The organism is Thalassoglobus neptunius (assembly GCF_007859735.1).
GTDB lineage: Bacteria > Planctomycetota > Planctomycetia > Planctomycetales > Planctomycetaceae > Thalassoglobus > Thalassoglobus neptunius.
In genome coordinates, this window is record NZ_SIHI01000001.1 from 2794370 (window position 1) to 2821330 (window position 26961).

The 26961-nt window shown below is 51.5% G+C and carries 37 protein-coding genes; all 37 read right to left on the bottom strand.

What is annotated here, in order from left to right:
• Positions 1–36: 36 nt before the first annotated feature.
• Positions 37–285 (bottom strand): hypothetical protein, encoded by a 249-nt coding sequence (locus tag KOR42_RS11145; protein ID WP_146509710.1) that lies wholly within the window; start codon positions 283–285, stop codon positions 37–39.
• Positions 278–1708, bottom strand: a complete 1431-nt coding sequence (locus tag KOR42_RS11150; RefSeq protein WP_146509712.1) for a hypothetical protein — start codon at positions 1706–1708, stop codon at positions 278–280. The genes KOR42_RS11145 and KOR42_RS11150 overlap by 8 nt, the downstream gene beginning before the upstream one ends.
• Before the next feature lie 90 nt (positions 1709–1798).
• Positions 1799–2026: a hypothetical protein gene (locus KOR42_RS11155; protein ID WP_146509714.1), complete on the bottom strand. Its 228-nt coding sequence runs from the start codon at positions 2024–2026 to the stop codon at positions 1799–1801.
• Between the two features lie 352 nt (positions 2027–2378).
• A complete protein-coding gene (locus tag KOR42_RS11160) occupies positions 2379–2687 on the bottom strand; it encodes a hypothetical protein (protein ID WP_146509716.1) in 309 nt (102 codons plus the stop codon).
• Between the two features lie 57 nt (positions 2688–2744).
• Positions 2745–3056, bottom strand: coding sequence for a hypothetical protein (locus KOR42_RS11165; protein WP_146509718.1), 312 nt, complete (start codon positions 3054–3056; stop codon positions 2745–2747).
• 138 nt (positions 3057–3194) lie between these two features.
• The gene (locus tag KOR42_RS11170; RefSeq protein ID WP_146509720.1) at positions 3195–3443 is read right to left on the bottom strand and encodes a hypothetical protein; all 249 of its coding nucleotides are present in this window, start codon (positions 3441–3443) and stop codon (positions 3195–3197) included.
• 61 nt (positions 3444–3504) lie between these two features.
• Entirely contained in the window at positions 3505–5637 is a 2133-nt protein-coding gene (locus KOR42_RS11175; RefSeq protein ID WP_146509722.1) for a DNA methyltransferase family protein, read from the bottom strand.
• Between the two features lie 100 nt (positions 5638–5737).
• Positions 5738–5953: a hypothetical protein gene (locus KOR42_RS11180; RefSeq protein WP_146509724.1), complete on the bottom strand. Its 216-nt coding sequence runs from the start codon at positions 5951–5953 to the stop codon at positions 5738–5740.
• A 114-nt stretch (positions 5954–6067) separates the two neighbouring features.
• Positions 6068–6481 carry a hypothetical protein gene (locus tag KOR42_RS11185; protein ID WP_146509726.1) on the bottom strand — a complete coding sequence of 138 codons (414 nt, stop codon included), beginning with the start codon at positions 6479–6481 and terminating at the stop codon, positions 6068–6070.
• A gap of 834 nt (positions 6482–7315) precedes the next feature.
• A complete protein-coding gene (locus KOR42_RS11190) occupies positions 7316–7891 on the bottom strand; it encodes a 3'-5' exonuclease (protein WP_146509728.1) in 576 nt (191 codons plus the stop codon).
• Between the two features lie 21 nt (positions 7892–7912).
• Complete coding sequence (locus KOR42_RS11195; protein ID WP_146509730.1) at positions 7913–8185, bottom strand: hypothetical protein; 273 nt, start codon at positions 8183–8185, stop codon at positions 7913–7915.
• Positions 8182–8556 (bottom strand): hypothetical protein, encoded by a 375-nt coding sequence (locus tag KOR42_RS11200; RefSeq protein ID WP_146509732.1) that lies wholly within the window; start codon positions 8554–8556, stop codon positions 8182–8184. Before KOR42_RS11200 ends, KOR42_RS11195 begins: the two co-directional genes overlap by 4 nt.
• Before the next feature lie 145 nt (positions 8557–8701).
• Entirely contained in the window at positions 8702–10588 is a 1887-nt protein-coding gene (locus KOR42_RS11205) for a DNA cytosine methyltransferase (protein ID WP_197441065.1), read from the bottom strand.
• A 78-nt stretch (positions 10589–10666) separates the two neighbouring features.
• Positions 10667–11293 (bottom strand): hypothetical protein, encoded by a 627-nt coding sequence (locus KOR42_RS11210; RefSeq protein WP_146509733.1) that lies wholly within the window; start codon positions 11291–11293, stop codon positions 10667–10669.
• Positions 11293–11550 carry a hypothetical protein gene (locus KOR42_RS11215; RefSeq protein WP_146509735.1) on the bottom strand — a complete coding sequence of 86 codons (258 nt, stop codon included), beginning with the start codon at positions 11548–11550 and terminating at the stop codon, positions 11293–11295. Before KOR42_RS11215 ends, KOR42_RS11210 begins: the two co-directional genes overlap by 1 nt.
• A gap of 156 nt (positions 11551–11706) precedes the next feature.
• On the bottom strand, positions 11707–12441 hold the full coding sequence (thyX, locus tag KOR42_RS11220) for an FAD-dependent thymidylate synthase (protein WP_197441066.1): 735 nt from the start codon (positions 12439–12441) through the stop codon (positions 11707–11709).
• Positions 12434–12670 carry a DUF3310 domain-containing protein gene (locus tag KOR42_RS11225; RefSeq protein ID WP_146509737.1) on the bottom strand — a complete coding sequence of 79 codons (237 nt, stop codon included), beginning with the start codon at positions 12668–12670 and terminating at the stop codon, positions 12434–12436. The genes thyX and KOR42_RS11225 overlap by 8 nt, the downstream gene beginning before the upstream one ends.
• Positions 12660–12872 (bottom strand): hypothetical protein, encoded by a 213-nt coding sequence (locus tag KOR42_RS11230; protein WP_146509739.1) that lies wholly within the window; start codon positions 12870–12872, stop codon positions 12660–12662. Before KOR42_RS11230 ends, KOR42_RS11225 begins: the two co-directional genes overlap by 11 nt.
• 17 nt (positions 12873–12889) lie before the next feature.
• Positions 12890–13375 carry a hypothetical protein gene (locus tag KOR42_RS11235; RefSeq protein ID WP_146509741.1) on the bottom strand — a complete coding sequence of 162 codons (486 nt, stop codon included), beginning with the start codon at positions 13373–13375 and terminating at the stop codon, positions 12890–12892.
• On the bottom strand, positions 13375–14298 hold the full coding sequence (locus KOR42_RS11240) for a DNA methyltransferase (protein ID WP_146509743.1): 924 nt from the start codon (positions 14296–14298) through the stop codon (positions 13375–13377). The genes KOR42_RS11235 and KOR42_RS11240 overlap by 1 nt, the downstream gene beginning before the upstream one ends.
• Positions 14285–15790, bottom strand: a complete 1506-nt coding sequence (locus tag KOR42_RS11245) for an SNF2-related protein (protein ID WP_146509745.1) — start codon at positions 15788–15790, stop codon at positions 14285–14287. Before KOR42_RS11245 ends, KOR42_RS11240 begins: the two co-directional genes overlap by 14 nt.
• Positions 15790–16149 carry a hypothetical protein gene (locus KOR42_RS11250; protein WP_146509747.1) on the bottom strand — a complete coding sequence of 120 codons (360 nt, stop codon included), beginning with the start codon at positions 16147–16149 and terminating at the stop codon, positions 15790–15792. Before KOR42_RS11250 ends, KOR42_RS11245 begins: the two co-directional genes overlap by 1 nt.
• 3 nt (positions 16150–16152) lie before the next feature.
• A complete protein-coding gene (locus KOR42_RS11255) occupies positions 16153–16374 on the bottom strand; it encodes a hypothetical protein (protein WP_146509749.1) in 222 nt (73 codons plus the stop codon).
• On the bottom strand, positions 16371–16541 hold the full coding sequence (locus KOR42_RS11260; RefSeq protein ID WP_146509751.1) for a helix-turn-helix domain-containing protein: 171 nt from the start codon (positions 16539–16541) through the stop codon (positions 16371–16373). Before KOR42_RS11260 ends, KOR42_RS11255 begins: the two co-directional genes overlap by 4 nt.
• A 42-nt stretch (positions 16542–16583) precedes the next feature.
• A complete protein-coding gene (locus KOR42_RS11265) occupies positions 16584–17348 on the bottom strand; it encodes a hypothetical protein (RefSeq protein WP_146509753.1) in 765 nt (254 codons plus the stop codon).
• Between the two features lie 38 nt (positions 17349–17386).
• Entirely contained in the window at positions 17387–17728 is a 342-nt protein-coding gene (locus KOR42_RS11270) for a hypothetical protein (RefSeq protein ID WP_146509755.1), read from the bottom strand.
• On the bottom strand, positions 17728–18057 hold the full coding sequence (locus tag KOR42_RS11275; protein WP_231740854.1) for an ASCH domain-containing protein: 330 nt from the start codon (positions 18055–18057) through the stop codon (positions 17728–17730). Before KOR42_RS11275 ends, KOR42_RS11270 begins: the two co-directional genes overlap by 1 nt.
• A gap of 5 nt (positions 18058–18062) precedes the next feature.
• Positions 18063–18242 carry a hypothetical protein gene (locus KOR42_RS11280; protein ID WP_146509759.1) on the bottom strand — a complete coding sequence of 60 codons (180 nt, stop codon included), beginning with the start codon at positions 18240–18242 and terminating at the stop codon, positions 18063–18065.
• Between the two features lie 53 nt (positions 18243–18295).
• Positions 18296–19399, bottom strand: a complete 1104-nt coding sequence (locus KOR42_RS11285) for a recombinase RecT (RefSeq protein ID WP_231740855.1) — start codon at positions 19397–19399, stop codon at positions 18296–18298.
• Between the two features lie 152 nt (positions 19400–19551).
• Positions 19552–20553, bottom strand: a complete 1002-nt coding sequence (locus tag KOR42_RS11290) for a PD-(D/E)XK nuclease-like domain-containing protein (RefSeq protein ID WP_146509763.1) — start codon at positions 20551–20553, stop codon at positions 19552–19554.
• A 193-nt stretch (positions 20554–20746) separates the two neighbouring features.
• Positions 20747–21022, bottom strand: a complete 276-nt coding sequence (locus tag KOR42_RS11295) for a helix-turn-helix domain-containing protein (protein ID WP_146509765.1) — start codon at positions 21020–21022, stop codon at positions 20747–20749.
• Between the two features lie 134 nt (positions 21023–21156).
• Positions 21157–21741: a crossover junction endodeoxyribonuclease RuvC gene (locus KOR42_RS11300; protein WP_146509768.1), complete on the bottom strand. Its 585-nt coding sequence runs from the start codon at positions 21739–21741 to the stop codon at positions 21157–21159.
• 3 nt (positions 21742–21744) lie between these two features.
• Entirely contained in the window at positions 21745–22002 is a 258-nt protein-coding gene (locus KOR42_RS11305; RefSeq protein ID WP_146509770.1) for a hypothetical protein, read from the bottom strand.
• Entirely contained in the window at positions 21999–23696 is a 1698-nt protein-coding gene (locus KOR42_RS11310) for an SNF2-related protein (RefSeq protein ID WP_146509772.1), read from the bottom strand. Before KOR42_RS11310 ends, KOR42_RS11305 begins: the two co-directional genes overlap by 4 nt.
• 688 nt (positions 23697–24384) lie before the next feature.
• Complete coding sequence (locus tag KOR42_RS11315; RefSeq protein WP_146509774.1) at positions 24385–25224, bottom strand: DNA-methyltransferase; 840 nt, start codon at positions 25222–25224, stop codon at positions 24385–24387.
• 381 nt (positions 25225–25605) lie between these two features.
• Positions 25606–25962, bottom strand: a complete 357-nt coding sequence (locus KOR42_RS11320) for a hypothetical protein (protein ID WP_146509776.1) — start codon at positions 25960–25962, stop codon at positions 25606–25608.
• The gene (locus KOR42_RS11325) at positions 25962–26951 is read right to left on the bottom strand and encodes a hypothetical protein (protein WP_146509777.1); all 990 of its coding nucleotides are present in this window, start codon (positions 26949–26951) and stop codon (positions 25962–25964) included. The genes KOR42_RS11320 and KOR42_RS11325 overlap by 1 nt, the downstream gene beginning before the upstream one ends.
• Between the last annotated feature and the right edge of the window lie 10 nt (positions 26952–26961).

Here is a 26961-nt window from a genome sequence, read left to right on the forward strand (position 1 = left end):
GTTCAGTTGTTAAGGATTCCTTGACAACTGATTTGATCAGTCCTCAATCCGTCCGTTGTGCCCCACGTGCCACGATCCGCAATGTGGGCATCGGTAAGTGTTCAATCGATTGTCACCCAGCGATTCCATATGCCGCTTTTGTCTCTTGGCGGCTTTCTTGGAGAGCTTTAGTTTTCCATCGAGTCGACAGTAGTCGGCGGTTTTCACCACATGCGCCACCCAGCGTGAACCCTTGTAGTGACGGTACTCACCAGATGCGTATTGGGCGCGAGCTGTCCTAGCCATTGCTCGCCTCCGACCTGGAGGCTTCGTTCTCATTGGTCGGCAAAGTGGAGTTTTTGTAGCCTTGCCTCAGAGCCGTCCTCGCGATGACCTCAAACCACCAACTCGGATCATGGCCTAAAGAATTGGCCAGACCGTTGGCGGCCCGTCTCCAATGATCGATCCCCAAGTCGTGAGACAGAAGTCTCCTGACTTCGAACTCACCTAGATCGGACTGGGAGAATAGTTCTACATCCCTTGCCCGCTTTGACAGTCCCCGCTCGACCTGATCGCCCCACCTCTTCTCAGCCTCATTCCTCATCGCTTCCGAAATCGTCGGGAATGATGCTTCTGGATTCGGAAGCTTCACGCCCCATTCTTTCGATCGATACTCCGGAGCTTCATTCCACTCACGAAAGATCCGTTCAAGAGCCTTCGGACACAGAACCTCTTTGAACCGACACTCGTCTGGCCACTTTCGATAAACGATCATCTCCCAGACCAATTCATGATTCAGTCCGGTCAATTCGCACATCTGCCTCAAAGTCCACCCGCGACACTTCGCCATATTAAGGATCAGCCACGCTGGATCGCTGTGATACATCCAGTCCGATCGTGGCGAATTGTCGTCAGTCTCTTTCTCTGCCTGACCCTGTTCCTCAGTGGACTCTTCGGATTCCGACCCCGCAACGTGACATTTCACTTTCTCGGCAAGCATCTCCCACCATTCTTGCTTTTCGCCGAATCGCACAGCCAAGTAGTTCAGGACGTCTCCCACATCCCGTCCTTCAAACACCCAAGTGTCACCCCTCATTAGGGATTCAAACACATGCGAACTAAGCGGCATTCGGGAGTATTCGTATCGATACTTTCCGTCAACTGCTCGCTTCTGGATCTCGTCAGCGATTGAATGCTTCTCAATCGGTTCAGGAAACTTCCAGTCTTTTCTTTCCCCCTTCGATGCAACTACACGCATCGGTTGATAGAAACGATGCGTGTCTTCTTCACCTTCCTCAACTGGATCAGACGGCTGCTCACTGTCTGACGGTGTCTCATCGCAGGGCAACGTCACATCGGCTTTCGGAGTCCAGTTCTGGACGATCTCACGAACCTGATCGGGCGCAGAGGAGTTGAAACCCTGAATGAACGCATCCAGTGTTCCAGAAGCTTTCAGTTTCTCCAGCAATTCCGGAATTGCTGGCCCGTCTTCGCTGGTCTCAGATTTATTCACCGCGTTCAAACGGAGGGCAAATGTCTCCAATTGCCCCTCGATCGAACTCAACAGGGACTTCAAGTCATCTGTGATCATGTCGCATGGCGGAACTTCAAAGTCGTCAGGCCCATACTTGGAAACAAACTCCAGCAAGTCTTTGCACTTCTCCGCGTACTGTTTGACAGCACCGCGAAGATGAATACCCAACAGGCGAAAATTCGAATCATTACTCATCAACATTTTTCCCAGTCGGATCGGCCCCGACTTAGCCTTTGCTGCTCACCAGCCATCTACAGACCATTTTGTTAAGCTCAACAAAACGGCTTACCAGTTCTCCACACAGCGAACTTCGAACACTCCTCGGCACTCGTTCGGGTAGTGTTCTATGAAATAATTGATCGCGATTTCTTCGTTCATAAAACTCCGACGAGAGATCAGACCGCCGCCCATCGCTTCCGGTGTCCTCAGTTCATACACCTGAGTCAATCCGGTCAGTTCTGTTTCACTAATCAGCGACTCCATCTCTTCTCCGATCTCAGGAGTCCACGTCATTGATCCAACTCCTCAAGCATCATCTCAATCTTTGTGACAACGATCCCTGCTCCGTCCCGTTCTCCAGGACTTAGACCACCGCATTCACACTTTGATTGAATCCAGCACTTCAGACGTTTCAACAGATCCCTGTTCGAATCTCTTTGAAGGCTCACTACGAACTGAAGTGCCGAGATCACGTCGCTGTCAGTGAACTGACTCCCCTTCCCAGCGAGCAACTGACTGTTCTCCAACGATGGAGGCCAGTTGGAGGACTCTGAGTCTTGACCTGACCCACCAGGTTTCTTCGGTCGCTTGCTTGATTTCAGCGATTTGTTCTGCCCACCTTTTCGAACTTTTCCCTCTTCGATATTCATCGACTTTCCCCACTCTTGAAACCCGTTGGATCACCAATCACCAGTGTTTTCACGTTCCCCAAACCAACCTTGATCGATCCGGGATCTCCGTAGGAATAAGGTCTCGACTTCGCATAGCAGCGAACCCAACGACCACCCCGCTTCACGAAGATCCCCCATCGCTGACGACCGTACGGACGCTCTCCAACTGGTCGCAACTGGATGTCCCCGCACTGGTGATATCCCTGTCGAGTCACTCTCCAGTTGACTCGCTTGACCAACACGGTTTCGCCTTCGATCTTCGGTGGTGAAATCTCAATGGGCATTTTGTGCTCTCCACAAAAGCCTCCCCGAATTTCTCCGGGGAGGCTCAACCAGATTCACTACAGGCACTCAGTCAGCTTTTCGATAACCTCATCCGGAATGCGATTTACATCAAGAGACTTCCCGTTGACTGTCGCGTCCACGGCGACGACTTCACCGCTCTTGTAAGAACCGAACTCGTCACTGACCCACTCCATCGATCGACGGACTTCAAACTCTACTCGGAATTCCGCGTCTTCAGTGAAGCCAAGAGACTCTGCAATGGAACCGAGTTCACGATGTGGGTTGTCATCAGCGTCAATCCAGTCGCCCTCAATGTTGGCGATTTCGATGACTGAGTAAGTGGTCTCTGAAGCGAAAGAGTGAGACATCTTGAAGACTCCTTACCAGTTCCCCACTGGCTGGGTTTTCCTGATCCGCTCAGGTTTGCGTTTGTCGAATGTTCGACACGTTGACTCTATCGTAATAACGACGACGAATCAATGATGGATCAATCCGTTTCGGCGGTTTTACGAAAAATGTTCGTGCAAGGTTTCTGGCCAGAACCACTCTGCCAGAATCCGCTCGTCATGGTTGGACTGTTCCTTGCACGCTCTGTCTGGTCTGATCATACGACCACGCGACGTAAACAGAACAAGCCCTTGGCTCACCTTTTTGTCGAGATAAAGATCGACATCAGCCATCACATCCAACGGCATCAGCAAAGGAATGTAACCGTTTTCGTCTTTGTAAATCCTGTATGCGACTTCGGCACTCATCGTAGACCTCAGAAAAAGAAAGAGAGCGGGACGACATCTCACCCCGCTGAGAAGATCCCACTCACTTGTCGATCACAACCAGCCGCGTTTGCACACCAGTGGATCGAAACGCATTTCCTCGACTGAAGGCATCACTTGGAAGCTGACGACTCCAACCGTTGACCTCGTTTTCCAACCAGTCACGAAAGCCCTCCGCTTTCGAGTCACTCCGAAAGAATGGCCCCTCACTCATGATGGAAACCAAACGCCCACCTTCTGCAAGTTCTTCATAAGCGTGCTGGACGTGAACGATATCCGCCCCGTTCTCAAAAGGTGGATTGGCCACGATTCGGTCATAGAGATCTTTGTCGAGTTTCGGTTCAAGGAAATCGCGACGATCGTCCAGTGTGTGACCTTTCGCTTTCAGAATTTCTCTCAGACGCGAACTGATCTCGACGCAGACCACTTCACAATCCGCCGCTTCTCTCGCAGCATCGGCCAGTGAACCAATCCCCGCAGACGGTTCCAGGACTTTCATTCCGTCACGAATGCCTGCTTCCTGAATCACGAGTTCACAGATATCGTCCGGAGTCGGAAAGAACCCGTCAATTTTCACTCCGATCAGATCCCGCATCATCTTCTGAACTGGCGGCTCTTCTTCGATCACACCAAGCAAAGGAAGCAACGCTCTGAGTGCATGCCGCATCTCATAGATTGAATGAATTCCAAGTCTCTGAAACCGCTTCCAGTCGGTAATGTCGTCTTGAATCCAAACGCACTCAAACCCCGTCTTGACTGCTTTCGAGTATGCTGCTGACAATTCCTCGATTTCGAAAGTGCTTCGAAAGTGAACTGTTTCGTTGTAGTCACCTTTCCGCTGAAACCTTTCTACTCGCTTCTTAATCTTCTGCCCCAGCCGGATCGCACCTTTGACTTTCAATAAGTGGTTCCCCATGTCGTACAAGTGCCGAGCATAGACTTCTGGATGTGGCAGTTCGGCGAATCTCACATCACTCGGTTCCGTCCGACTCTCTCGAATCGAATTCGCTGACAGATTCCGCTCGTAGTTGCTCAAACCCTCAGCAAGCTCTTTGACCTGTTTCTCCTGTCGCTTGCGTGTTGCAGCCCAGAGCACCGACTTAAGACCGTCAACGTCAGTCAGATAGCGGATGTCTCGTAACGGATGCTCAGGATCGGACTCCACTGCGTCTGCAATCGCTCGCACTGTCTTGGCTTGAGCCAAGTCACATCTCGCACGTTCACGAGCGTAGGCAGATTCTCCCGCCCTTTTGTGAGTGTTCTCTTTGCGTTCTCGATTCAACTCATGGTTTGCGCGAGACTCGATTCCTTCCGCAAGTTCCCGGAGTCGCTCAACGGCGGTTAGTTCTTTCCGTCTCTGTCGGTTCGCCAGGATCTCCGATCGATCGGTGTCACCATGCAGCAGGCTCAGAAACTGATCTGCCTGAGACTTCTCGTAGAATTGGAATCCCGCGTCAGATTTCTTGAATGATGAATACCACCCTCCAAGCTGCTTGGCCTTGACCAGAAGCTCTCTGTAGTGCTCCGTGGGAATTCGACATCCCATCTGAACAATCCACAATGGGCACTGATTCTTGTCGTGATAGCCTTCTTTCAGGCTCAATTCGAGACCGTCCACGCTGAATTGTTCAACCGTGGTTGACCGCTTCTTACTTTCGCGTAGTTCGCGCCGACTCTCTGACTCCAATCGATCCCACAAAGCAAGTTGTTCATCGCTCAGACTGGAGTCATCCAGCAATCGTGAACGCTTTCGAAATTCTTCCAGAGTCTCCGGATTCTCAATGACTTTGAGGTTCTGGTCGACTCGGTCCTGAATCACTTTGACATGGTTCTGAATGTCTTCGTCGGTCAATTTCTTTGCGTGGAGCAGCAGTGCTTGCTCTTTGGTTTCTGAAAATGGCTCCCATGAGAAAGAGTCGCCGGGAAGCAACTGCATTTGCAGAGAGTCGATGATACTGTCGACGATCTCCTTTTTGGTGCTTCGTCCAGCACCATCAGGCGCCAGTTCCTTGAGCGTCTTCTTGTTCAATTCCAGAGCAATCTGCTCATGTTCATCGATTGACCGCCGCATCGTCTCACGAACCTCATCGGCCGTTATCTGTCCAGATCGGACTCGCTTAACATCAGCCAGAATCTTCGCCAGTGCTGACTGGCCATTTGCAACAAGAGCAGTCATTTGAGCATTCTCCCTACCAGATCGGCTCTGGTTCAGCCTTGGCTTTCGAAGCCTGTTGAACTGTTAAGGATTCCTTGACAGTTCAACTTGTAAGCAATGGTTACAGGTTCTTTTCAATTTGAAACAGTTCCAGCGGAACATCCAGGGCAATTGCCACACCGCGAATCTTCTGTGCAAGAGACTGAGAATACTCTTCGAACACAGTAATCGGGATCTCTCCCGTCTCGACCATGCCCACGAAACAACTGAGCGTAAAGCTCTCAAGGTGGTTGCCGGTCAAATAAGCGTCAATCTTCTGCTTTTGCTCTGGCGTCATTTCAGCAGCCTCTTCCTGATCCGCTCAGGTTGCGTTGTCGAATTTGCTTCGACTCGTTAATCGTATCGGCATTGTGCCGACGAAGCAACAATTAGTTCTGAACATTCGTCACATTCACGGAATCGACTGAGCGAAGAGTTTTCCGACGCAACTGACCGGGAACTTTGCGAGCAAGCTGGCACCGGCCTGAAGCGACTCAGTCAGTTCTCGCATCAACTTCTCGCCATCTATCTCATCAGGCGCAGCGACCCAGTATTCACGATTCAGTTTCGGGTCATCCCGAAGAACTCGCATCCGAAAAACAAAGAGCGGTATTTGGCCACAGCAGGCCACGAGATCCCCTAACCGCTCAGCAAAAAAGAACTTCACATTTCCGTTGCTGTTGACTGAATCGATGGCATCCACGAGTCCGCAACCGATTGCGTACCGCGTGTCCCGGACCGTTCTTTCGTCTTCCGTTCCCCTGTCAACCGTCTCCTGAATGACAAACCGATAAACCGCCGCTGACTCCTGATCAGTCTCTAACACTTGGCCTCCAGTGATCACAATAGCCCTGCTGCACAAGTCACAGACGCCATCTTAGGCCATATGAAGAGATTGTCCATAAAACCGATCAACCTGTTCCATCCTCCCCGTCAAATTCCAGTGTCAGCTTTCTGGCCTTCTCAAGAGTTCTTTCATCAATCGACTGATCTCTCATGACTTGCCAAACTAGCTCTTTCAGCGTTTCAAAAGCACGTTCCAACCGAATCCATCGACAACATTCATCGCAATTTCCGCATCGTTCACACGACGATCTACCCAATGAGTTGACTCGAACTGTCCGTCTCAGGCCGTCTTTCGTTGATCTCATCATCGCCCTTTCTCATCGAGAAAAATGCCCTCATTGTATTAGCGTTTTTGTTTCAAACAGAATCAACAGATTCCTCCAAATCAGGACAGTCACCAATAAGAAAGTTCACATGCCAACGGAACAAACAGAATCGCTAGAACATTCGGAACTGACAATCCGCTGAACAACCCTGTCCACCGAAGCCTCCGAAACGTCCAGGCGGAACGCCATCTGGCGCGTTGACCAGCCCCTGTGAAAGTGGACTCGCACCCAGTCGATCTGGTCTTCGGAAAGTTGACGGCACATGATTTCAGCCTTGACTGACACCCTGCGGTCTCTGGGCTCAATCATGTGTCTCTCGCCACTTCGGAAGCGTAGCAAAGCCTCATACCGTTCTTCTGGAGGTGACAGAATGTAGGCTCTCCACAATCTGTCTGACGCCTCTTCTGACGTCTCCATCCGGCGAACTCGTGGAACATTCAGGTCGTCTAAGTCGTATTCATCCCTGATCATCTCAGAGCCCTTTCTTTTCACATCTCGCGGAGTGACCTGATCAGTTCGACGGTCGCTTGGGCATCGCCAGCAGCATCATGATTCCCACGTTCGATCCCGAAGTAATCGCAAAGATTTTCAAGCTTGTAGTCCTTCGGCCCACTCCCGTCATGCATTGCAAATTTCCATCTTGCCAACTGACATGTGTCCCAGGACGCTGAATAGCATGGGCAGAATTCGTCTGCTTTCTTGTACCAATCTTGAAGGAATGGCAAGTCAAAGCGGTCAGAGTTGTGACCAACCATTTGCGCGACGAAGTATGGTTTGCCTCTTCGACTGATCAATTCCACATCACAATAGTCTCGCAACCAGCCACTAAAGTCTTGACGCGCCTGATATTCGTCTACCGCTTCGCGTTTCCATACAGCAGGATCATAGGAGTTCTTCTCCAGAGCATCGCGAGTTGCATCCTGCTCTCGGAACTGAACCTTGACCTCGAATTGATCCAATACCCTCAAGGATGAGAATTCAACTGCGATAGCAGCCAGTTGGGTAATTGGATGAATCCTCGAATTGAACCCACCCGTCTCCAAGTCAAACACGACAACATTCATACTCAACAACCCCTTTCTGATTTAGCTTGAAGCCTTTCGCGATCGAGCGATGTCGGCTTGCATTTTCTTTTCAGCAAGCTTGATCCGCTCTTGCTCGCGATCGATTTGCCATTGTTCGACCGAGGCTACACGGTACATCTCCGTTCCACACTGGAACGTCACGAAGTCGATCTCCCCACGATCTTTAGCGCTTTGGATCGTGCTTCGTGGAACATCGAACTTCCTTGCACAATACGCTGGTGAAGCATACTGATCGGTGTTAATCATCATTTCTTCGGTTCTCGCCTCAATCATGCCGACGCCCCTCGCGCAACGGGAATTTCGACACAGCCGACTGAATCGGTTTTCTCACGAATCATCCAATAGAGTGCAGCGGCAATTGCCTGCGCGATGGTCACACCCTGTCCCAAGACTTCATTCTCGGCCGTCGGTCCAACTGATAGGACAAGACAATCCTTCCCCGAAGTCTCAGGAATCAAAGTAACCTGCCGATCACGCCCCCCTTGGAACAACCCCAACGCATACGCAGCACGCATTGCCGCATCAGTGTCTGTTGTCACAGGGGAGAAACGTAATCCCGCCGCTTCACTAATTTCAGAATCGACCGATGTCATCGAAACCCAACCGGGCAAACGTCGATCGCTCTGATTTGTCATACTCCACATGCAAAACTCTCCTGACCGGTGTCCGCCCCGGTTCACGTCGCCCCACATGAGGCTCTTCAACGGTATCGTCACAATAACGAAACTTCAACAGGTTCTCTTCATGGTTCGCAGTTCAGTCGACAGCGTATTGATTCATTGACTGAACTTATGCAGTCACTTTCACCTGACTTCGAACATGCTTAATTCGGAAGTTGGCACAAACGACCACAGAAGCTGGATGTGGACAAACCGAATTCCCGCACCGGGCAACTTGAGTCTTCTTCGTTGCCGGTTTACCGTCCAAACCAGTGTCGATGTCGTAGTCGTCAGGGAACCCCTGAGCCGCGAAAAGTTCTCGCGGGGTCAGCATTCGCATCCCGATGTCGACGATCTGGAACGGCTGACCTGAGACCAGGACGATTCCGAGTGCGATGCGATCCTTGGTTGTGACCGTTGGGACGGGTCTGTTCAGACTTGTCTTGCCACCGTTTCCGTAGTAGGTCGTGAGAAACGCACGGACTTCCTCGACTCTGTTTGTCGTCTGATTTCCACTGATCATGTTGACTGCGACAACTTGATTCTGAGTTCCACGCGTGGTAATCGTCGGAAATGGAACATCTGCTCGAACGCCCACCATTCCTCCAAAGTGCTTAGCAATGAACGCTGAGACCAGAGCATGCTTTCCGCCCCCAGCAACGACCGTCCCCAGAGGATGATGCAAGTTGAGACATCGTGGAGACTGCCCCGGACGTTCCCCGTACCCAGTCTGCACGAGCGATGGAGCAACCAGAGCAAACCGGTTCTCAGTCGTTTGTGTCGGAAGCGGTTCCAAGAGATGGCGACCGCGATGATGATGCTCTCCTTTGGGACCGTAGTAACTCACCAGTGAGGGAGCGACTACGAGATTACAGTCCTTCGTGGAAGCCGTGATCGTGTGAACTGGATCATCAATTCGACGTGATGAACCGCCATGTTGAAGTGCTTGAATGAACGGAGAGACAAGGCACGACTTGTTCTCTTGCGTCAGTGCACCGATCGGAACGTTGATTGAACTCCCCACCGATTGCCCGAACATTCTTGAGACGTACGGCGTCACGACTCCATAACCATTCGCGGAAGTTATCGTAGACAGAGGCCGATCAAGTGGCTGACCACGGAAGTGCTCACTGCCGTGATTCACTTTCACGATGAACGGGTCATTGGTTTCGATCACATAACGACGAATCCCTTCCGCGATCCGCTTCATCGTCTTCTCTGCCAAAGGTCTCCGGCATCCCTGCTCTTTCGCTTCTTCGGGAGTCAGGAAGATCGACGGACACGGAATCGACCAATCGATTATGTCCGCAGCGGTTCGCCACTTCTTGAGTCGCGAGTAGCCTTGCGACTTGATCTGTTTCGCGATCTGTTTCGGCCCGCCATGCGTCGGTTCTGGCCAGACGATCGGCTTACCGTCACAGCGAGCAATCAAGAACAAGCGTTTGCGAGTAGTTGGACTTCCAAAGTCACTCGCGACAACACTCTGCCATTCGACGTCATAGCCCAACTCCCGAAGCTGATGAACCCAGCCTTCGAAAGTCTTGCCTTTCTTCTCCTTGATCGGCTGGCCTCTTTTGAGTGGCCCCCATGTCACGAACTCTTCCACGTTCTCAAGGAAGATCACGCGAGGTTTCACGCGAGCCGCCCATCGAAGAACAATCCAAGCGAGTGCTCGAATCTCTTTCTTCTTCGGCGTCTTTCCTTTGGCTTTTGAGAAGTGAGTGCAGTCTGGAGAAAACCAGGCAGCGCCGACCGGTCGCCCTTCGCAAACGACCACCGGATCGATGTCCCACAGGTTTTCGCAGTAGTGCTTCGTTGTTGGGTGATTCGCCATATGCATGGCAATCGCTTCCCGGTTGTGGTTGATTGCCACGTCGACTGATCGACCGATGGCCCACTCCAACCCGACCGACGCGCCACCGCCGCCAGCGAAACAATCGACAACGATTTCACGCCCTTTGGGAAGCGGTGAATCATGCGGCTCATTAAACCAAAAGTGTTTTTGTCGAATCTTCAATCAAGTTCCTCCCATTACTTTGCAAGCGAACCGTTATCCACACGAGAACAGTCATCAAGAGTTCCGAAATCTTTCGATTCATGATTCCGTCACATCTTTGCGAATCTCCACGTAGTCGATTTCTACCAGCTCTTCTTTGTTGGCTTGTTCCAGCTTTGTATTGCTTTCAATCAAAGCGGTGTCGCAGGACTCACACATTGCGGACTTGCCCGGTTCGTGCGTTGCGGATTGGCAGAATTCACACAATCGCTTTCCACGGCCAATGTCATTCAACAGACGAATCGCCTTCTGTTGACACTCGAAAATCACCTTGGCGAAGTTGCGAGAAATCGTGTCAGCATCAATGCCGGCCTGTTCTCGCTCGCTACAAAGTTTGATCTTCTTTTCTGACTCGGAATGCTGTCTTTGCAGTCTTCTGACCAATTGCTCCTTCTCAGAAACTTGATCAACCAACCCTGAGATTCGACCTTTCAGGTTCACGATACACTTCTCTTGTTCCTTCTCTTTGGACCGCAATTCATCGAGACTCTTGTTGGCTAACCCGCAAATCGAATTCACACGTTCCAGGTCATTCGCTCTCTCTGCCGCCATCCACTTCCAGTGATCCCGATTTGCTTTCATCGAACCAAGTTCACGAGACTTGCGAAACGCGACGATAGCCAGCACCCATGAAAACAAAATTGCCAACATCAAACTGAACAACATCACCGCACCTCCCCGAATTCATCCCCCTCAACCGCTGAGCCACCAACCGCTTCCTCCATGTGATGCGATTGAGGGATCACCTGAAGGTACGCAAACCCGGCAAGAGCACAGATCAATCCGACGAAGCACGACACGACGACGAAGATCGCCCAGAATGACTCCACTGCATTTCTCGGGGGCTGGATTGCGAACCAAACGGCACCGCATGCCAATCCAGCGAAAGAAGCCAGAAGCACCATTAGAAAGAAAACGCTCATTGTTCACCTCATAAAGTTTGTGGATAGGGTCATCCCGCAAGACGGAAGTCGACGAGGAGGCTTCCGAACCGCCACAATTGCGAGCACCCGAGAAGATGCCAATGCAATCAAGAGGCGAAACACATCACCGCACCTCCCCGAGTGCCACTTGGATTTTTAAGGCGCAACCCGTCCGTTGTCGCAGAACGCTCGATAAGTGATCGGCCAACCTTTCGAGAACATCTCTTCACAGGCGCGAGCACCGAGTTCGATCTCATGAAGCGGGTAGCTGACAAACTTCGCGTTATCAGGCTCATGTGTCCGCAAGCTCAGAAACGCCATCAAAGAACGTGGGTTACATGTGACCCAGCAACCGGAGTAAATCCCCACTGGCAAATCGATTCGTGCCAGTCCGGGATCAATCCCCATGTCCAGAGCGTTTAAGTAACTGTGATAAGCTGACTCATATTGAGTCTTCTTCATCTCGACAAACCGGTCGAAAACCGAGTCATCTTCACAATGGAGAAACTTCGGTCGACCAGGCTTCCACTCACCGACCTTCATCATCGGTCGATCTCTTTCCGGAATGTAGAACACTGGCTCCAGTGTCTTGTACCTTCCGCTCTCTTCATTGAATGAAAAACCTATACGGTGGCGATGCCATTCCCGCCAAACAAAGATCGGAGCATGCACAAAGAACGTCATTGCAGCATGCTCAAATGGAGTTCCATGCCGGTGCTTCATCAGGTAGTTGATCAACCCAGAGTTCTCAGCAGAACTGGCTTCATCGGCGTACTGCAAAGCATCTGCGCCTTGCGTACTTACTCTGGCGGCAGCAACCACCATGTGATCCCCACCCATTGACTGAATCTGCTCAACTTCCACAGACGACTTGTATCGAACATCAACCATTCAGCTTCTCCGTTTCACAATCTTTAGCCGACTCGCTCTCAATCAATCGATCGAGATACCAACGAGCCTTCTGTAAGTCTTCAGTGCCGTTTTTGCACTTGTATCGAGCGATGTACTTAAGGACATTTCCCTCATGAAAACCGAGTTCAAGCCCCTCGATCGCATCGATGACTTCCAATCGCCCTTGGTTGTAATGCGATGGATGATTAACTTTTGAATCACCGCTCATTGATTGACTCCTGAACCAGAATCCACTGATTGCGCGGTGCCCATGTAGAACATTTCAAACCGCCCTTCATGTAGCTCACACGCATCATCAATCTGCCGTTGACGGACATCCCAGCCGTCACTTCACCTTGAATGGCGCCATTGATATGACGGGCTGTATCGCCAACTTGAACTGGTGTCACTTCGCTTTCCTTGTATTTCACCCGTCACTCTCCATCGATCACTCACTTTCATTCGGTGCCGGAAGGAATCCGGCCAAACCAGACGGGACGCTTCCCAATTCATACGCCGCTTCAATCTGAGGTCGCATCAGTTCGCCAACTGTTCCACCACTCGGAATCACAATGTGAGCCATGAACTCGTCTTCAAACTCGCTGATTCCGGACTCCACAGCCTCCAGCTTGGCTTTGATGCACAGAGCCAATGCACGCCACGATTGACGACACGATTGTTCCCATTGCTTCTCAGCAGCGTCAGGAGTTCTGCGCCCTCTGGAGTGCTTCCAGAACCGATCCTCGGACTTGTTCGGCAACGACAGAATGAACCGAACTTGCCGGTCACTCGCTTGAAACTGGATAGTTGCCAGCCCCCTTAAATCATCCCGCCCGTACATGAACTGACTGGCGCCATATCGCTCCAGAATCCGTTCAATCTCCGCGCGAGACTTTTCAACTGAAACTGTTGTGTTCTCTGCAAATCGCCCCATTACTCCATCACCCCCGCAAACAGACTCTGTGCCTTTGATCTCTCACGTTGACCGATCGCAGTCTCAAGATTCTTCTTCGCCTGCTGAATGTATTCATCCTTGATCTCACAGCAGTGATACCTGCGAGGGTTCTCGATTCGTTTGCAAGTCTTTAGTGACTCACCACCGAGAGCCACATACCCACCGCTTCCGATCCCTCCGAATGGTTCGAAAACCAATTCACCTGGATTCGTGTAGAGCAGAATGCATCGCCTGTAGACTTCCAGTTGCAGCGGGCAGATGTGTCGAGTGTCATCACCCCCTTTTGCCGCTGCGGTGTTCAGCGTGTCCGTCTCAATGACGTCACGCCAATCCCACGTTCCTTCTGCCCAGTTGATCCAGTCATTCCGCGAAATTTCATGCTTGGATCGAATCGGAACGCGGTTCTCTCCCGGCGCCCGAAACTTGATCAGATAGTCTTGAATCGTCCCACGTGAACCGGAACGATCGCTCTCCAATCCAGCGAACTGCAATTCCCTAGAACGCGTGCGAATTGCCTGCGATTGAGGATTCTTGCCGATGCTCCAGTCGTATTCGTAAACCAGACCAGCACGTTCACCGAGGCGAATCAGCATCCCGCGAAAGTCGTGCATTCCGACTTCCCCCGTCCGCTTCATACGGGGAATCTGACAGCAGTGGCAGATCGCAACCCGCCCCGGCTTCAGAACACGCTTAAGCCCCTTGAAGAAGAACGAAAGGTGAATCTTGGCTTCTTCATTGACCGTTGCTGTGTTGCCGATGTCGCAGTCCTCAGACGTGTATGCGTACAGCGAGGGAAACGGAGGACTATAGATTGAGAAGTCCACCGACTTCGGCTTCATCTCGCCCAGCATGTGGGGAATACAATCCCCTTTGTGAATCGACCACTCGTTAGATGACGGCATTGCTTCGGAAAATCCTTTCTTGCTCTTTGGTATCCGCTTCCACCCGGTCTGCTTTCGACAGCACGTTGGACAGCATCGGTTCTTCAACTTCCGTGACCGGAATATGCACGTTTAGCGGTCGCTCCGACCCGATGCGGTTCGATCGCTTCACAGCTTGGTAGTACTCTTCCAGACTGTCGCTCGTACCGTTAAAAACCTGTCGAGTTGCGATTTGAAGGTTCAAACCGAATCCCAGCACTTTCGGTTTGCTCATCAGTTCCTTGATCTCACCAGACTGGAATGCCTTGATGATCTCACGCCGTTTCTGAACTGGCGTTGAACCGCTAATCGATCCGGCTTCAGGAAATGTCTTCTCCATCAGCTTTTGTTCGTCGTTGTGGTGACACCAGATGATCGTCGACTCACTTGGCCACGAATCGACAAGATCACGAATGAACCCCGGCTTGTTCGTCGCAATTGGCTTGTCGCGATAGCTACCTTTCGCGATCCGCATCAGTTTGGATCGTTGGCCAATTCCACCGGCTTCTGTCACGAACATTGAACCGGTCAGATCCATCACAGCATTCCGCTGTTCTTGTGTCAGTTCGACGTTGTGAATGTGCGTGTAGATCGGCGGAATCGTGGAACAATTGTCTTTCCACCCGTAGGTCGACGGGTCACTGAGAAAGATGCACCAATGAGACAACGCTCGGTAGAACGGCCCCAGAGCATGCGGCTTCAACACCCAGCGTTCCTGCGTCTGTCCCCGATTGATGAAGTAGGTCGCCAAGAACTCTTGTGTCGTCCGGTAGTGATCCAAGAACACAGCGTGATTCGCATATTCAATCCGATCGTTTGGAGCTGGTGTCCCAGTGAAACACATCTTCCACGGAACCCCACGCCCCAGGCGAATCAAACGCATTCCCCATTTGCCGTAGTGATTCTTCAGCATTGAGGATTCGTCGAGGAACAACCCCTTCAGGTTGCGGTTCGACAACATCAGATCGTCGCGAATGGATTCGTAGTTGGTGATTCCAACTCTTGGCCCCGCTGCGGATTCGAGCCACTTTGAAAGATCGCTCGCAGACAACTGCTGAATTTCGATTTCGTCCCCGTACCACTTCCGACACTCTTCAATGGTCTGGTCGACAACCATCAGTGGCGCCACCAGAAGAAACTTTCCATGCGTCTCAGCTTTGAGTGCGTGGCGAAGAACTTCAAACTGAATCATCGTCTTGCCGAGCCCGCAATCCGCGAACACTGCAAACCGGCGTTTCCGAATCGCCAACCGTGATATGTCTCTTTGGTAATCGAAACAGTGCGGAGACGGTTCGTAGTCCACGTCAGTTGATTGCTCAACATCCCCAAGAATTAGTTGCGAGTACATCTCCGGGACTTCCGCCGCAAGGCCACGCCACGAATAAGCTGGCAGCCTTTTAAGTCGCAAGAACTGCTCATAGCTCTCAAGACTCCCGGTGTCGAATCGCACAAGCATCGAAGATTGAGTAGACATCAGGCCCCCTTCACGCAGCAGTCATAACAAGGAACAGTGCCCACACCGTCACACCAGGGGCACGCCCCGCTTCCGTCGCATGTCTGGCACCTTTGCAGGCTTCCCTGACTCTCTCCACTACCGAGGCACTCCCCACACTGAAGAGCATGATCGGTGATTGCACATTCGCAATTCACCATAAAACTGTCCCCACACGCAGGGCATTCCACGCTGCTTCCTCCCCGAATCCGTTCGAGGTCGGTGATGAACTTCTTGTTGATCGCATCCATTGAATTCACCAGTCGCCACGTGCTCACGTAGAACAGAGCATTTGAAACAGTGAAAACAAGACTGAGATTAAATAACGTGACTTCATTCATCTTTTAATTCCCTACACCGCGACACATGTGATAGGCCCAACCCCACAGGGCAATCCACGGAATGGACATCACCCCAATTGTTGTAAATCGCTCATCTGGCTTCGGGTCGTTCCCATTTGCCAAGAGAATCCAAATCGCCCCCATCAGCAGGCTGAGAACCAATGCGATTAGAAGCCCAAACGGGAGAGAAACCACGAACAACGCTATACGTCCAAACCTGATCACTTTGACTCCTGACGTTCGTCCTGTTCCCTGTACCGGTTTAATTTGTTGTAAAGCGTCTTCAAGCTAATACCGAGGCTCTTTGCTGCCTCGGCTTTGTTGCCATTTAAGTCTTGTAAACGACTTAAGATGATCGCTTTCTCATGTTCATCCAGGGTAAGCGTGTCCATTCAAACAACTCCCAATCCTTTGAAACAACACATCGGTCTCGCTTAAATAAAGCACACGCCCAGAGAACACTGACGGACTGGCTCTTTCCGATCCGATCGCTCAAGATCTGCATCCACCAAAGGGACGCGATCTTGATGGAGAAAAACGCCTTCTTCGGAGTCGAAATCACGGACGTCAAAATCAACTTTGACAGCTTCAACGAATTGCTCAGGGTAATCGTCTCGTACCTCTCGCCATTCTTCGTTTGTTTGATGCGGACATATGTAGCATCGAGATTTCTTAGGGAATGGAAGCCCCGACTTCTTGATGATCGCCCGGCATGATTCTTGGTTAATCATGTTCTCAACTAATGGAAATCGTACAGCCCACGGTCCATCTGGTTCGCCTTTACCCACCCATCTAGATCTTTCGTCATGGGAGTAGCCGATCCAGTTTGTTGCAGAACAAATTCCGCAACTTCTCATGTATCGTCTAACAACAAGTTTCTTCCATTCTCCGGAGCAGTACGCTGAAAACTTTCCTGTCTCTGTGAACACAGGAATCAAGAGAGTGCCTTTGTGGGAATACAAATCCACAGTAGACAGATCGTGCGATGCAATCTCGACGGGAGGAAGTCCATGTTTCTCTAAGTACGGACTAGCGTGATCGACAAGGTATTCCCATGTCGATCTCACCTCGCGTGAAGTATCTGCGGTGATGATTCGATCCGGTCGTTCGATTACCCCTTCAGCGATCAAGACCATGAGTGCAATGGTGTTGTAGCCGCCACCGTAGTTAAAGACTTGCGTCGCAAACCTATCTGGCATATCAAATAATTCCCGTGAACTCTTCTAGATGTACTGCCCTAGGACGCTCTCTTTGATCGATCGGCTTTCGACACACCTTCCGGAGTCAAGTACCAAACCTGATCTGTGCGGACCGCCAACTGACCACGCTTCCGGTCCCATTTCAGATGTTTTGTCTCCTTCGACCACATCCACCCCTTGGACTCCGCCCACTGAAGGCATGCAGAAATCAATTCGATCGTTTTACGATCTGGAGAAACCAGGACCGGAAGCGTTCTCGCGGCCAACTCTTCCACCGTCAGCCCCTGCATTCCTCGCAAGATTCTGAGGATGGTCGCAGTCTTCCGTTTGCGATATTGCTTCCACCACTGCTGTCGATTTTCTGTCAGTTCCTTGGGCATCACGCTTCTCCGTCCAGATACTCGAACTCGATTCGATTCACCTTCTGATCCCGCTCACCTTTCATGTGTGAGCAAAACATTGACACAAACTCAGCCGGAGACATTCCGGGAAAACCTTCCTTCACGACGTCTTCGCGAGTGATTTGATTCAGCCGCTCTTCTCGCACATCCACGATCCGGATGGATGCCAACCGTTTCGACTTCTGGCCTTTCTTCAGGCCCATCCCCTTATCAACCGCTGTCACCAAGTCACCTGGCTTGAGGAACCACCACCCGACCCGACGTGTGACTGTCTTGGTCCGATCCTCGACCTGCTTTTGCGTGAGCATGAAACTCATTCGTCTTGCCATGATTCCGCTTGCTCCAGATCTTCAGGAGAAACCATCTTGTGCCACCTGCCACGTTCTGGAACGGTCAACTCGATATAGATGACTGTCCCAATGACAGCCTTCACTCGACCGCTCTGGCCTGTTCGCGCCACTCGAACCCAATCACCAATGGACACCTGAGACACTGACCCATCTCCACTTGAGTGACGCGAACAGACCGTCCCCACAACGCAACCGATCAGTCTTCAGTGGCACCGATCTTGTCAGCCATTTCATGAATCCGCTGGACGATGCGATTCAATCCACCGGCGTTCAAGAACCCCTCTTTCTTCAAAGAATGTGCCGCGTCACTCCATGCACCGAGTTCATCGAGAGACGACACTGACTTGATCCCTTTGATGGCCCGGAATTCCCACTTTGCCGGAGACTCACTGGTGTCTGGATACAAGCCCTCTTGGCTAAAGTCCTGCACCGGCTCTTCTGGATGTTCCTGAACCTCTGAATCGCTTGCTGTGAATTCACGTTCGAATGGTTCTTCACTCTCTGGGAGCTCCAGATTCTCACCGCGATCTTCCGGAGTAATGTCGATGACTTCGTCTTGTTCGACGTCTCGTTTCACCTGTTGAACGACATCCGCGATGCGTCGGGAATGCTGAGCAGGCTCCACGTGCAGCGATTCTGAGATCTCTTCACGAACCGCCAGTTCCGTGACTGCTGTTGAGATTGGAAGCTCTCCACGCGCCACCGCTTGATGCACAAGCGTCTTGCGAGCCATCGTCTCCCAGGCTGTCTGCCACGGTGAATCATTCTTCTGATAACTCTTGGAATACTTCGTCTTGTGCCGCTCGACTTGCGCACGAGTCCAGACCAAGCGACAAATCACGTGGTCTCTCTCCACCATGTCCTTAGCGATTAAGTAGACGTGCGTGACATCTTTCTCTTCGAACTCAGCATCGGCAGACTGATTAGGGATGTGTCGAATAAAATCTTCGTCGCCTTCGGCGTATTCAAAGACATCCCCTTTGTAGACACAGCGAGTCTTAATCAGAATCTTACTGTGACGTCTCGCGAGATCGAGGTAACCGCGATATCCGATCTGGAGTTGAGCCTCTGTGACGCCATTCTTTCGATCTCGGTACGGAACAAGATACGCATGTCCCAAGACACCGTTGGTCGCCAACCCTAATGCCGCAGATTCTTGAGCCGATCGATAGATCGACTCCCACGTGCACTCCAAAAGCTTTGGATTTCCTCGCACTTCCTTGATCAGAACATTCGCCAGTTTGCTGGCATTTTGTCCTGCTGGCGTCAACGCTCCGAGTTCTTCGATCTTCTGATTCATCAAGAACTTCAAAGCGTGAATCCGAGATGCCGGATCTCTCTTTGGATCAGAATAGACTCGCAATGAATGCTGGACCTGTTCCCCGATCGAGAGCTCACGACTCTCTGATTGATCACTGCTCAAACGACCGTTCTTTTCTTCTGCCTTCGTTGTCATTCCACCACCCCACTGAGAACTCGGATATTGCCTTCGCCCAGATCGGACCAATTGCCCGTTTCCACGCACCATGCGTAGTCGTGAATCATGCTTGCCCACTTACGATGAGCATCGATCACATCCATCGCGGACAACTCTTGAAACGAGAAAGCCAACGGCGCAACGGCTTCCACAGCCGGTGACAAATAGGACTTCAACGCCTCATAGTTGTCGGGATGATCCAAATACGGTGGAGCCTTCGCCCGCATGCACTTGGCGACCTGCTCACACACCGTTGACGAGACCACAGCAAAACTGAATTGAATGTCGTTCAGGTCCAGTCCCGTCTCGGCACTCAGTGCCCTGCTGTAGTGAGCCACCTGCGCCCAGTAGTCGAATCGCTTGGTTGCGTAAAAGAACCCTTTTGGCATGAGTTCACTGGAGGTCTTGATATCGATGATCAGACCATCAGTTGACGTGAACTTTGCAAAGTCCAAGAGTGCTTTGCAGGGAACATTGACCACTTTGCTTTCAGGTAGCGAGTCCTGCCAGGAATCGAGTTCAACGACTTCATTCCACAGAATCGGCCACTCTCGCATCGCACTGGGGTGTTGCAGTACGCCTTCAAGTTGCTGCTCCACGACCAACTGCATCGTGATGACAAGCCACCACTGATCCAGCATTAAGACTGTTTTTCCGTCTTCCCGCTCTCGTTGTTTGAAACTACGAAACGCCGACAAAGAACGATTCTGCTTGCCTGTCCAAACCGCGATGTCTCGCTGAGCCCGCTTTGGCTCCAGCAACCACATGTGAGTTGCTGTCCCTTCATTTAACGCGTCGAACTTGTTTGCGGGTTGTAGCTCTGACGGAACGTTCATCCAGCCGTCTTGATGACAGCGATACAGACGACGAGACGCATTGAAGACTTTCAACGACGACTGATTCATCGCCGGATAATCGCGGTAGTTCCACGTTGTGAGCGGTTCAAGAGGGACCGCCTCAGAAGATGATTCGCTCATCTGCTCTCTCCCACCAGATCCCCTCTGGCTTAGGGTTGTCGATGCACTCGACACAGGGAGTATATCGGCAGATTTACGACAAGGCAACTATTAAAGAGAAACTATCGTCAGAATTATGAAAGAATGGTTCTCCAAAGTGCCGCGACTGGATGGGTACAAGACGACACTTCAGAGAACCCCGCTGAACTCCGTGTCAGCCACGTTCCGCATTCGGCATGCGGGAGCCGTTGCGTCGATGTCGTTTCCGACGTTTGATCACTCTTCGTGCGGACTCAGTGCTGTCCCACCACGATTGTTTGAACTCGGACAAACTCTTGCGTGTATAGACCGATCGATGTAGATACTTTCGTTTCTCAATCCGGCCTTCCTTCACAAGCCGATAGAGTGTGGTGCGTCCACACCCAAGAATCTCCATCGCTTCCTGCTCACAAACAACAACCTTGCTTAGATCTTCCGGAAGCTTCGACACGGTGACATCCCCCCTCGCTCACACGTTGACTCTCATCGCGGGGCAGAGCATACAGCCGATTTCAGGAGTGTTTTTCACGTGACCATGAATCCGCATGCTGAAACCTTGGGAACTCTTCAGAATGCCGCGACGACTCACCCTGCACGCTTGACAAGGTCTTCCCAGAACGGTCCGCAAGGTAGAATTCGATTCCGCCGACCAACCTTTGCCGCGATGTTCAATTTGAAAGAGTCGTCGGTGTTGTCGTAGCCAATCGCACAGCGTCCCAAGACTGCGAGCATGACGGCATCCGCTTGATTATCGTCGGTGACCTCTTCCCCCAAGTACAAGCTGGCCGCAGCGATCATCTTGTCTTTCTTTGCGTTCCCCTTGCCCGTCGCAAACTGTTTCAACTCACTGGGAGTCACTTCGACAACCGAGGCCGAGAGCTTGCGAGTGATCATCTTTCGAATCGCGAACCCAAACTCACCTGCCTGATGCGCTCGAGTGTTTCGAGAACTGAAGCTGTACGTCTCCAGAAAGACATACTTTGGACGCATCGACTCAGACCAGTGATGCACCCGCTCTGCGATCTTGTCGTATCGCTTCAATCTCTCTGGCCAGTCTTCTCCCGAATTCGGTTCAGAAACAATCCCTTTCCGAAGAATCTTGCCAGTCTCAGCTTCGATTCCACAGAGTCCGAACCCGGAGAGACTTGGGTCCATTCCGATAATCTGCATGAGTCAGTTCCTTCTTTTCCAGTCCTCGTCCTGTTTGTATCGATCCACAAACTTCGCCAATTGATTCAGAGTCAACGCAGCAGCCAGATCGATGTTCCCCTTCTCCAGATTCAAAGACATATGGAATGCCGCAGAGAGCAACGAAATGAAAGCTGCTTTGTCCTGAACCTGGAGTGTGATCTCCTCAATTCGATCCATCATCCATTCGATTTCGGCATTCACCTTCGATTCATCATCACTGGGAGTTTCTCCAGATGTCACGCTTTCACCCCTGCTTGCCGTTTCGAAAGATATCGCTCTGCCACTTTCCGCAGAGCATCCATGCGGTCAATACGCCGCACCGGAACGAGATCCCGAACTTCACCTCTTAAGCCCTTCAACTGTGCTTCCTTCACTCCAAGGATCTCACACATTTCCGGATCAATACCTTCATCGGAGATCATGAAGTACGCAACCACTTGATCTGTTTGCTCGTTCCGCCTCAGACGGCCAATGCATTGATTGTGCATGGCCCAAGTCCAATCGAGTTCCCCGAACACGGCAACGCGACAACGTCGCTCCAGTCCATCCACTCCTTCACCGCTTCGTAATGCCATAATCAGAAGATCGGACTCACCCTCAATGAATTTTCGCTTTGACTCTTGTTTCATCTTTGGCGATTCACGACCAGTGAAGAACTGCGGATTGAACTCCGCCAACTCTTTCTTCCAGATCTCATACACAGCGTGGTGGTGACCAAAGAGCAGAACCGGTTCACCTGAATCCAGAAGCATCTCCACGTACTTCGCTACGGCGTTTGCTTTGGCGATGCCTGTCGCTTGTCGAAGAATGGTATCAAGCTGCATTGCCGCACTACGCTGCTGATCTCGCGTAACTGCGTGTGCACGACCGAGAATGATTTCAGCCAGTTCACTCGCGGAACCTGAGACCTTGTCCAGTTCACCCACATGACTCTCGATGTGGTGATAGATCCAGTTCGCTTTCGGAAGCTCTCGGCCGACATCCTTCAACTTCCGATCGATCATGAAACCTTCAGTTCTCAGGTAGTCACCCAAAGCCACAGGATCAGAAACGATGTGCTTGTTGTCGAATGATCTTGGACACCAAGTTGCGTAAAACTCTGAACGGTCTCCCAGTCCACCTGGGACGAGACAATCGATCACATTGAACATCTCGCCACCGTAGTTGGCGATTGTCGTAGCACTCAGCCCAAGTCGATAGTCTGCCACAGAAGACAGAGAACGTGCCGCCTTGTACTTCAGACTGTCGTCTCTCCTCAGATGCTGACACTCGTCATAGACGACGGAAGACACATACTTCTTGAGAAATGAAACCCAGTCATTGAGCTTGGCGTAGCTGATCACGAGAACGTCTGGTGTTCTCCCCTCGCGATTCTTGGGAAGTTCGTAGACACGACTTTGCTTGACCTGATGCGCGTAAAGGTTGGGAACGAACTCCGCCAGCTTCTCCATCCAGTGCGATTGAAGATTTGGAGGAACCACCACCACAGCAGGCAGCGTGTTTGGATCAGTCAATCCAGTAATTGCGGTGACAGTCTTTCCCAGACCGAGATCGTCGCCACAAAGCAAACCTCTTTGTGCTAACCAGATTTCCGCTCCAACAGCCTGATACTTTCGAGGAGGTTTGCTCAACGAGAATTGCCGTGGAACATAATCGGGAGCCTGGACGTCTGAGATCCATTCGTCACGCGCTTTCTTGGCTTTGACGGCATCTTTGAGAACTTGCAGGTCATCGCTGCGAATCTCAAGAGCGTACCGCTGCATGAACCAATGAATGTCGAGAGACGTTTCTTCCGTGCTCCGGATCTGGATAATCCCATGCCCCTTGCCCGCCTTTGGAACCAAACGGCGAAAGTGTTCTCGCGCGTGAAGTGCGGTGAACTCCAGATTCCATCGCCCGTCTCGAAACCAGACTTTCCCGTAAGTGCGACTCACTGCTGCTCCTGCTTTGCTCGTGTCCAGAATTTCTCGACGGCATGAAGTTCTTGTGTTGCGGAGATACGGTCCAGTGGACCATTTGCATTCAACAGGAATTCGCAAGAAGAATCGTTCACGGAGATAACACCAACACCTGAATCAGCGAACTCCCTCTTTCGTTTCCCATTCACGATGCGATTGGCAACAGATTCAGGAAACGCGACGAACGAATCCCGAGTAACCCCTTGGTTGCTTCTCGCCTGAATGAGCGCCCCACTGATGTCTTTCAATTTGAGTTCAATTGCCATAAGACGGCGATGGATCGGACACCACCCAACCCGACTCTTGAACTCCCCTGCCGGTGATTCGTCAACGAACCGTCTCCTGCGAAGGAACTGAATTCTCTGCTCTAGTTCATTCCGCGACCACTGTAACGTGTCCTCAAGATCAGAGATCGTTATACCGATCGGTTGTCCTTCATATGGAATCATGGAGAGCAAGAGGACATTGCTGTGTGAACCGATCGAGGCTTTCTGCCCGCGACGAATCCTCCTTAACACGTGCGTTCGATTGACCTCACAAGCGACGACATCACAGATCCCCCAAGGAAACACGAACTCCAGTTTCGTAAAGAATCCTTGGGAATTGAGCCAATCGTCAACGATTCGCGTCATCTCAGATTCACGCGAGAACATTGCCGGCTTGTTCACAAAACCTCCAGAATCTCAGGACTCTCTTTCAGCATCCGCTTCACGCGATCAGAGGCCACGCGACACGAATTCTCGGAAACGTCACATGTCACAACGTCACGTCCCGTTTCAACAGCAACCTTCGCCGTCGTCCCGGAGCCGCAGAACGGATCGAACACCAGATCCCCTGTGTTCGTGTAAGCCAGAATGAAACGCTTCAGATACGCTTCCGGAAGCTGATTCGAACACTCTCGCTCCCGTTCACGATTGTTTCCCTGAATCCGACACATGCCTTTAGTGTCATCCGGGACACCCAGTTCTTCATCGCCTTGCACACCCCACACAGTGCCCGGCAACCGCATCCCTTTATACCTTGAGGTCTTCACTCGCTTGTCGCCCATTTTCAAACGCTCAGATTTAATCATCACATCGATTGGATTCCAGGTATTCCCGCCCCCCTTGCGAATCACAAACGCATGGCAGCGAGAATCGATCCAATTGCGATCCGTCCATTGGCCGAAGCTGTAGTACCAATTGACCCACGCGATCCGACGCCAACGTTCGTTGATCAAGAGTGGAATCCAGATGTCAGCCAACGCATCCGGACCGTGTAAAACCAAGACGCCGTCATCATCAAGAATCGTGTACGCAAGCTTTGTCCAACTGATCACCCACTGACGGAACTCCTTGTTCGTCCTGCGATCGACGTACCCGTCGTACTTCTTCCCCACATTGAACGGTGGATCGGCAAAGATCAGATTCGGACGAATCGCAGTGTCCCTCATGACATCCTGACAATCCCCCTGAATGATCCGATACCGTTCCCCGCTCGCAATCGTTTTCCAGTTCTCCGCCATTCTGATCCCTTAACTGTCGCATTTGCTCGGCAACCCACTTGCCGATCCGAATCTTTTCCCCAAGCTTCGTGACGCCAACTCGCTCGAAAGCTGTTCTGACCAAACTTGCATAGTTCGCTTTCGAAGATTCCAGGACTGCATCCAACACTGCCTCGCACTTACCCTGAAACTTCTTTTCCTGAATCTCGCGATGCCAACGAACGATTCGCCACAGTTCCACGTGATCCGTGATCGAGAACATTTTCACGGCACCGTCGACATCCGCACCTTGCTCTTCTTCCAGATATCGCCAGATCAACTCCAGACGAGCGACACTCTCGCGTAACTCGCAGAATTCCGATTCATCACAAAACAAAGGTGCTGGTTTCATAAGAGCCGCCATCACAGTCCTAAGAGAATTGAACCGAATGGCTTTCCCGCAAGTTCACTCTTTGGAAAGAGATGCCGCCTGCGGGTTGTCACCAGAATCAATCCTTTGACCTCTTCGCACTCAGCGTATCGAAGCAGTTGAGCCGCCACGGATGACATCGAACCTTGTGTTTTCACTTCGATTCCAATCGAACCAAAACACATAAAGTCGATCCGCTCGCGATCACTCAAACTGTATTCTCTTTGAAAGTGTTCACTGCCGATCTCCTGAATCAGCACCTGCTCCAAATTCTGTTGAAGCACGAACTCTTCGCGAACGATCGGCAGTTGCCACCCAGACAGCGCCGCAACCAATTCCTGCACAGTCATTACGCTGCTTCCACAGGATCAGCCTGCTCCACGCTCTCTCGGTTCATCGCCCAGTCCTTGACGATGGCTGCCTCAGCTTCCCAGCCCAAGCCTTCAAGCTCATAGGCGGCCGACATCGCAGCATCTTCAAATGCATCCTGTTTGCTCATGAACGGTTGACTCGCGTGATGCGGAACTTTGCGCCCGACTGTCTCACCTGAAGCCAATGTGAGATCAAAGCAACTCACCCAGTCATCACCGATCGAAGCCAAGTGCAGAGTGGCCAATTCCTTACCTTCCGGACCGTAGATCGGGACAGACTCCACATCGTTCGGGTCAATTTCCGAGTCACCTTGCGGCGATTCATCTTCGTACTCCGCAAGCTCGAACTCAGACTTTCCACAGACGCAGTTCTCTTCGTCCTGTTCACGGAAGAACCCACAGTCCAAACACTTTCGCTTGCGGGGATCGTCTTCAGTCTCGGTCGGTTCAGAAGAGACCGGAGTTCGCTCGGACATCGCTTTGCGTACCGCTTCTTCGATGGACTGGGCCGTTGTTCGTCCAACCTTTGGCACGTCACTCCACCAGTCACCATTTTTGTCAATGGCGTCAGCGAGTTCCGAGACAGTCGAAACGCTCATACCGTCTTGCAAGGAAGTGATCTGCTTCGGTGTCACTCCGTACCCGACAAGAACTGCCAGTGGAGAGTCGAGAGACTTTCGGTTCTCCAGACGTGCTTTGGCCAGAATCTGACCCACTGTTTCCAGACCTGGAGTTGATGTGTAATCGATGTCGTCGTCGTTGAACGGCAAGAACGACTGCCCGTTGGAGATCTCCACAATTTCTTCGTTCAGTTTCCGCAGCATCTTGAAGTAGCGATCGACGTCCGCCTTTGCTTCTTTCAACTCTTCTTTCAGTGTGTCGACTTGGCCTTCACTCTGTTTGAGTTGCTTCAACGTGTGCTCGATTTGGTTCATTCGAACCTGAACCTGGTTTTGTTTGTCGCTCATCTTTACCCTC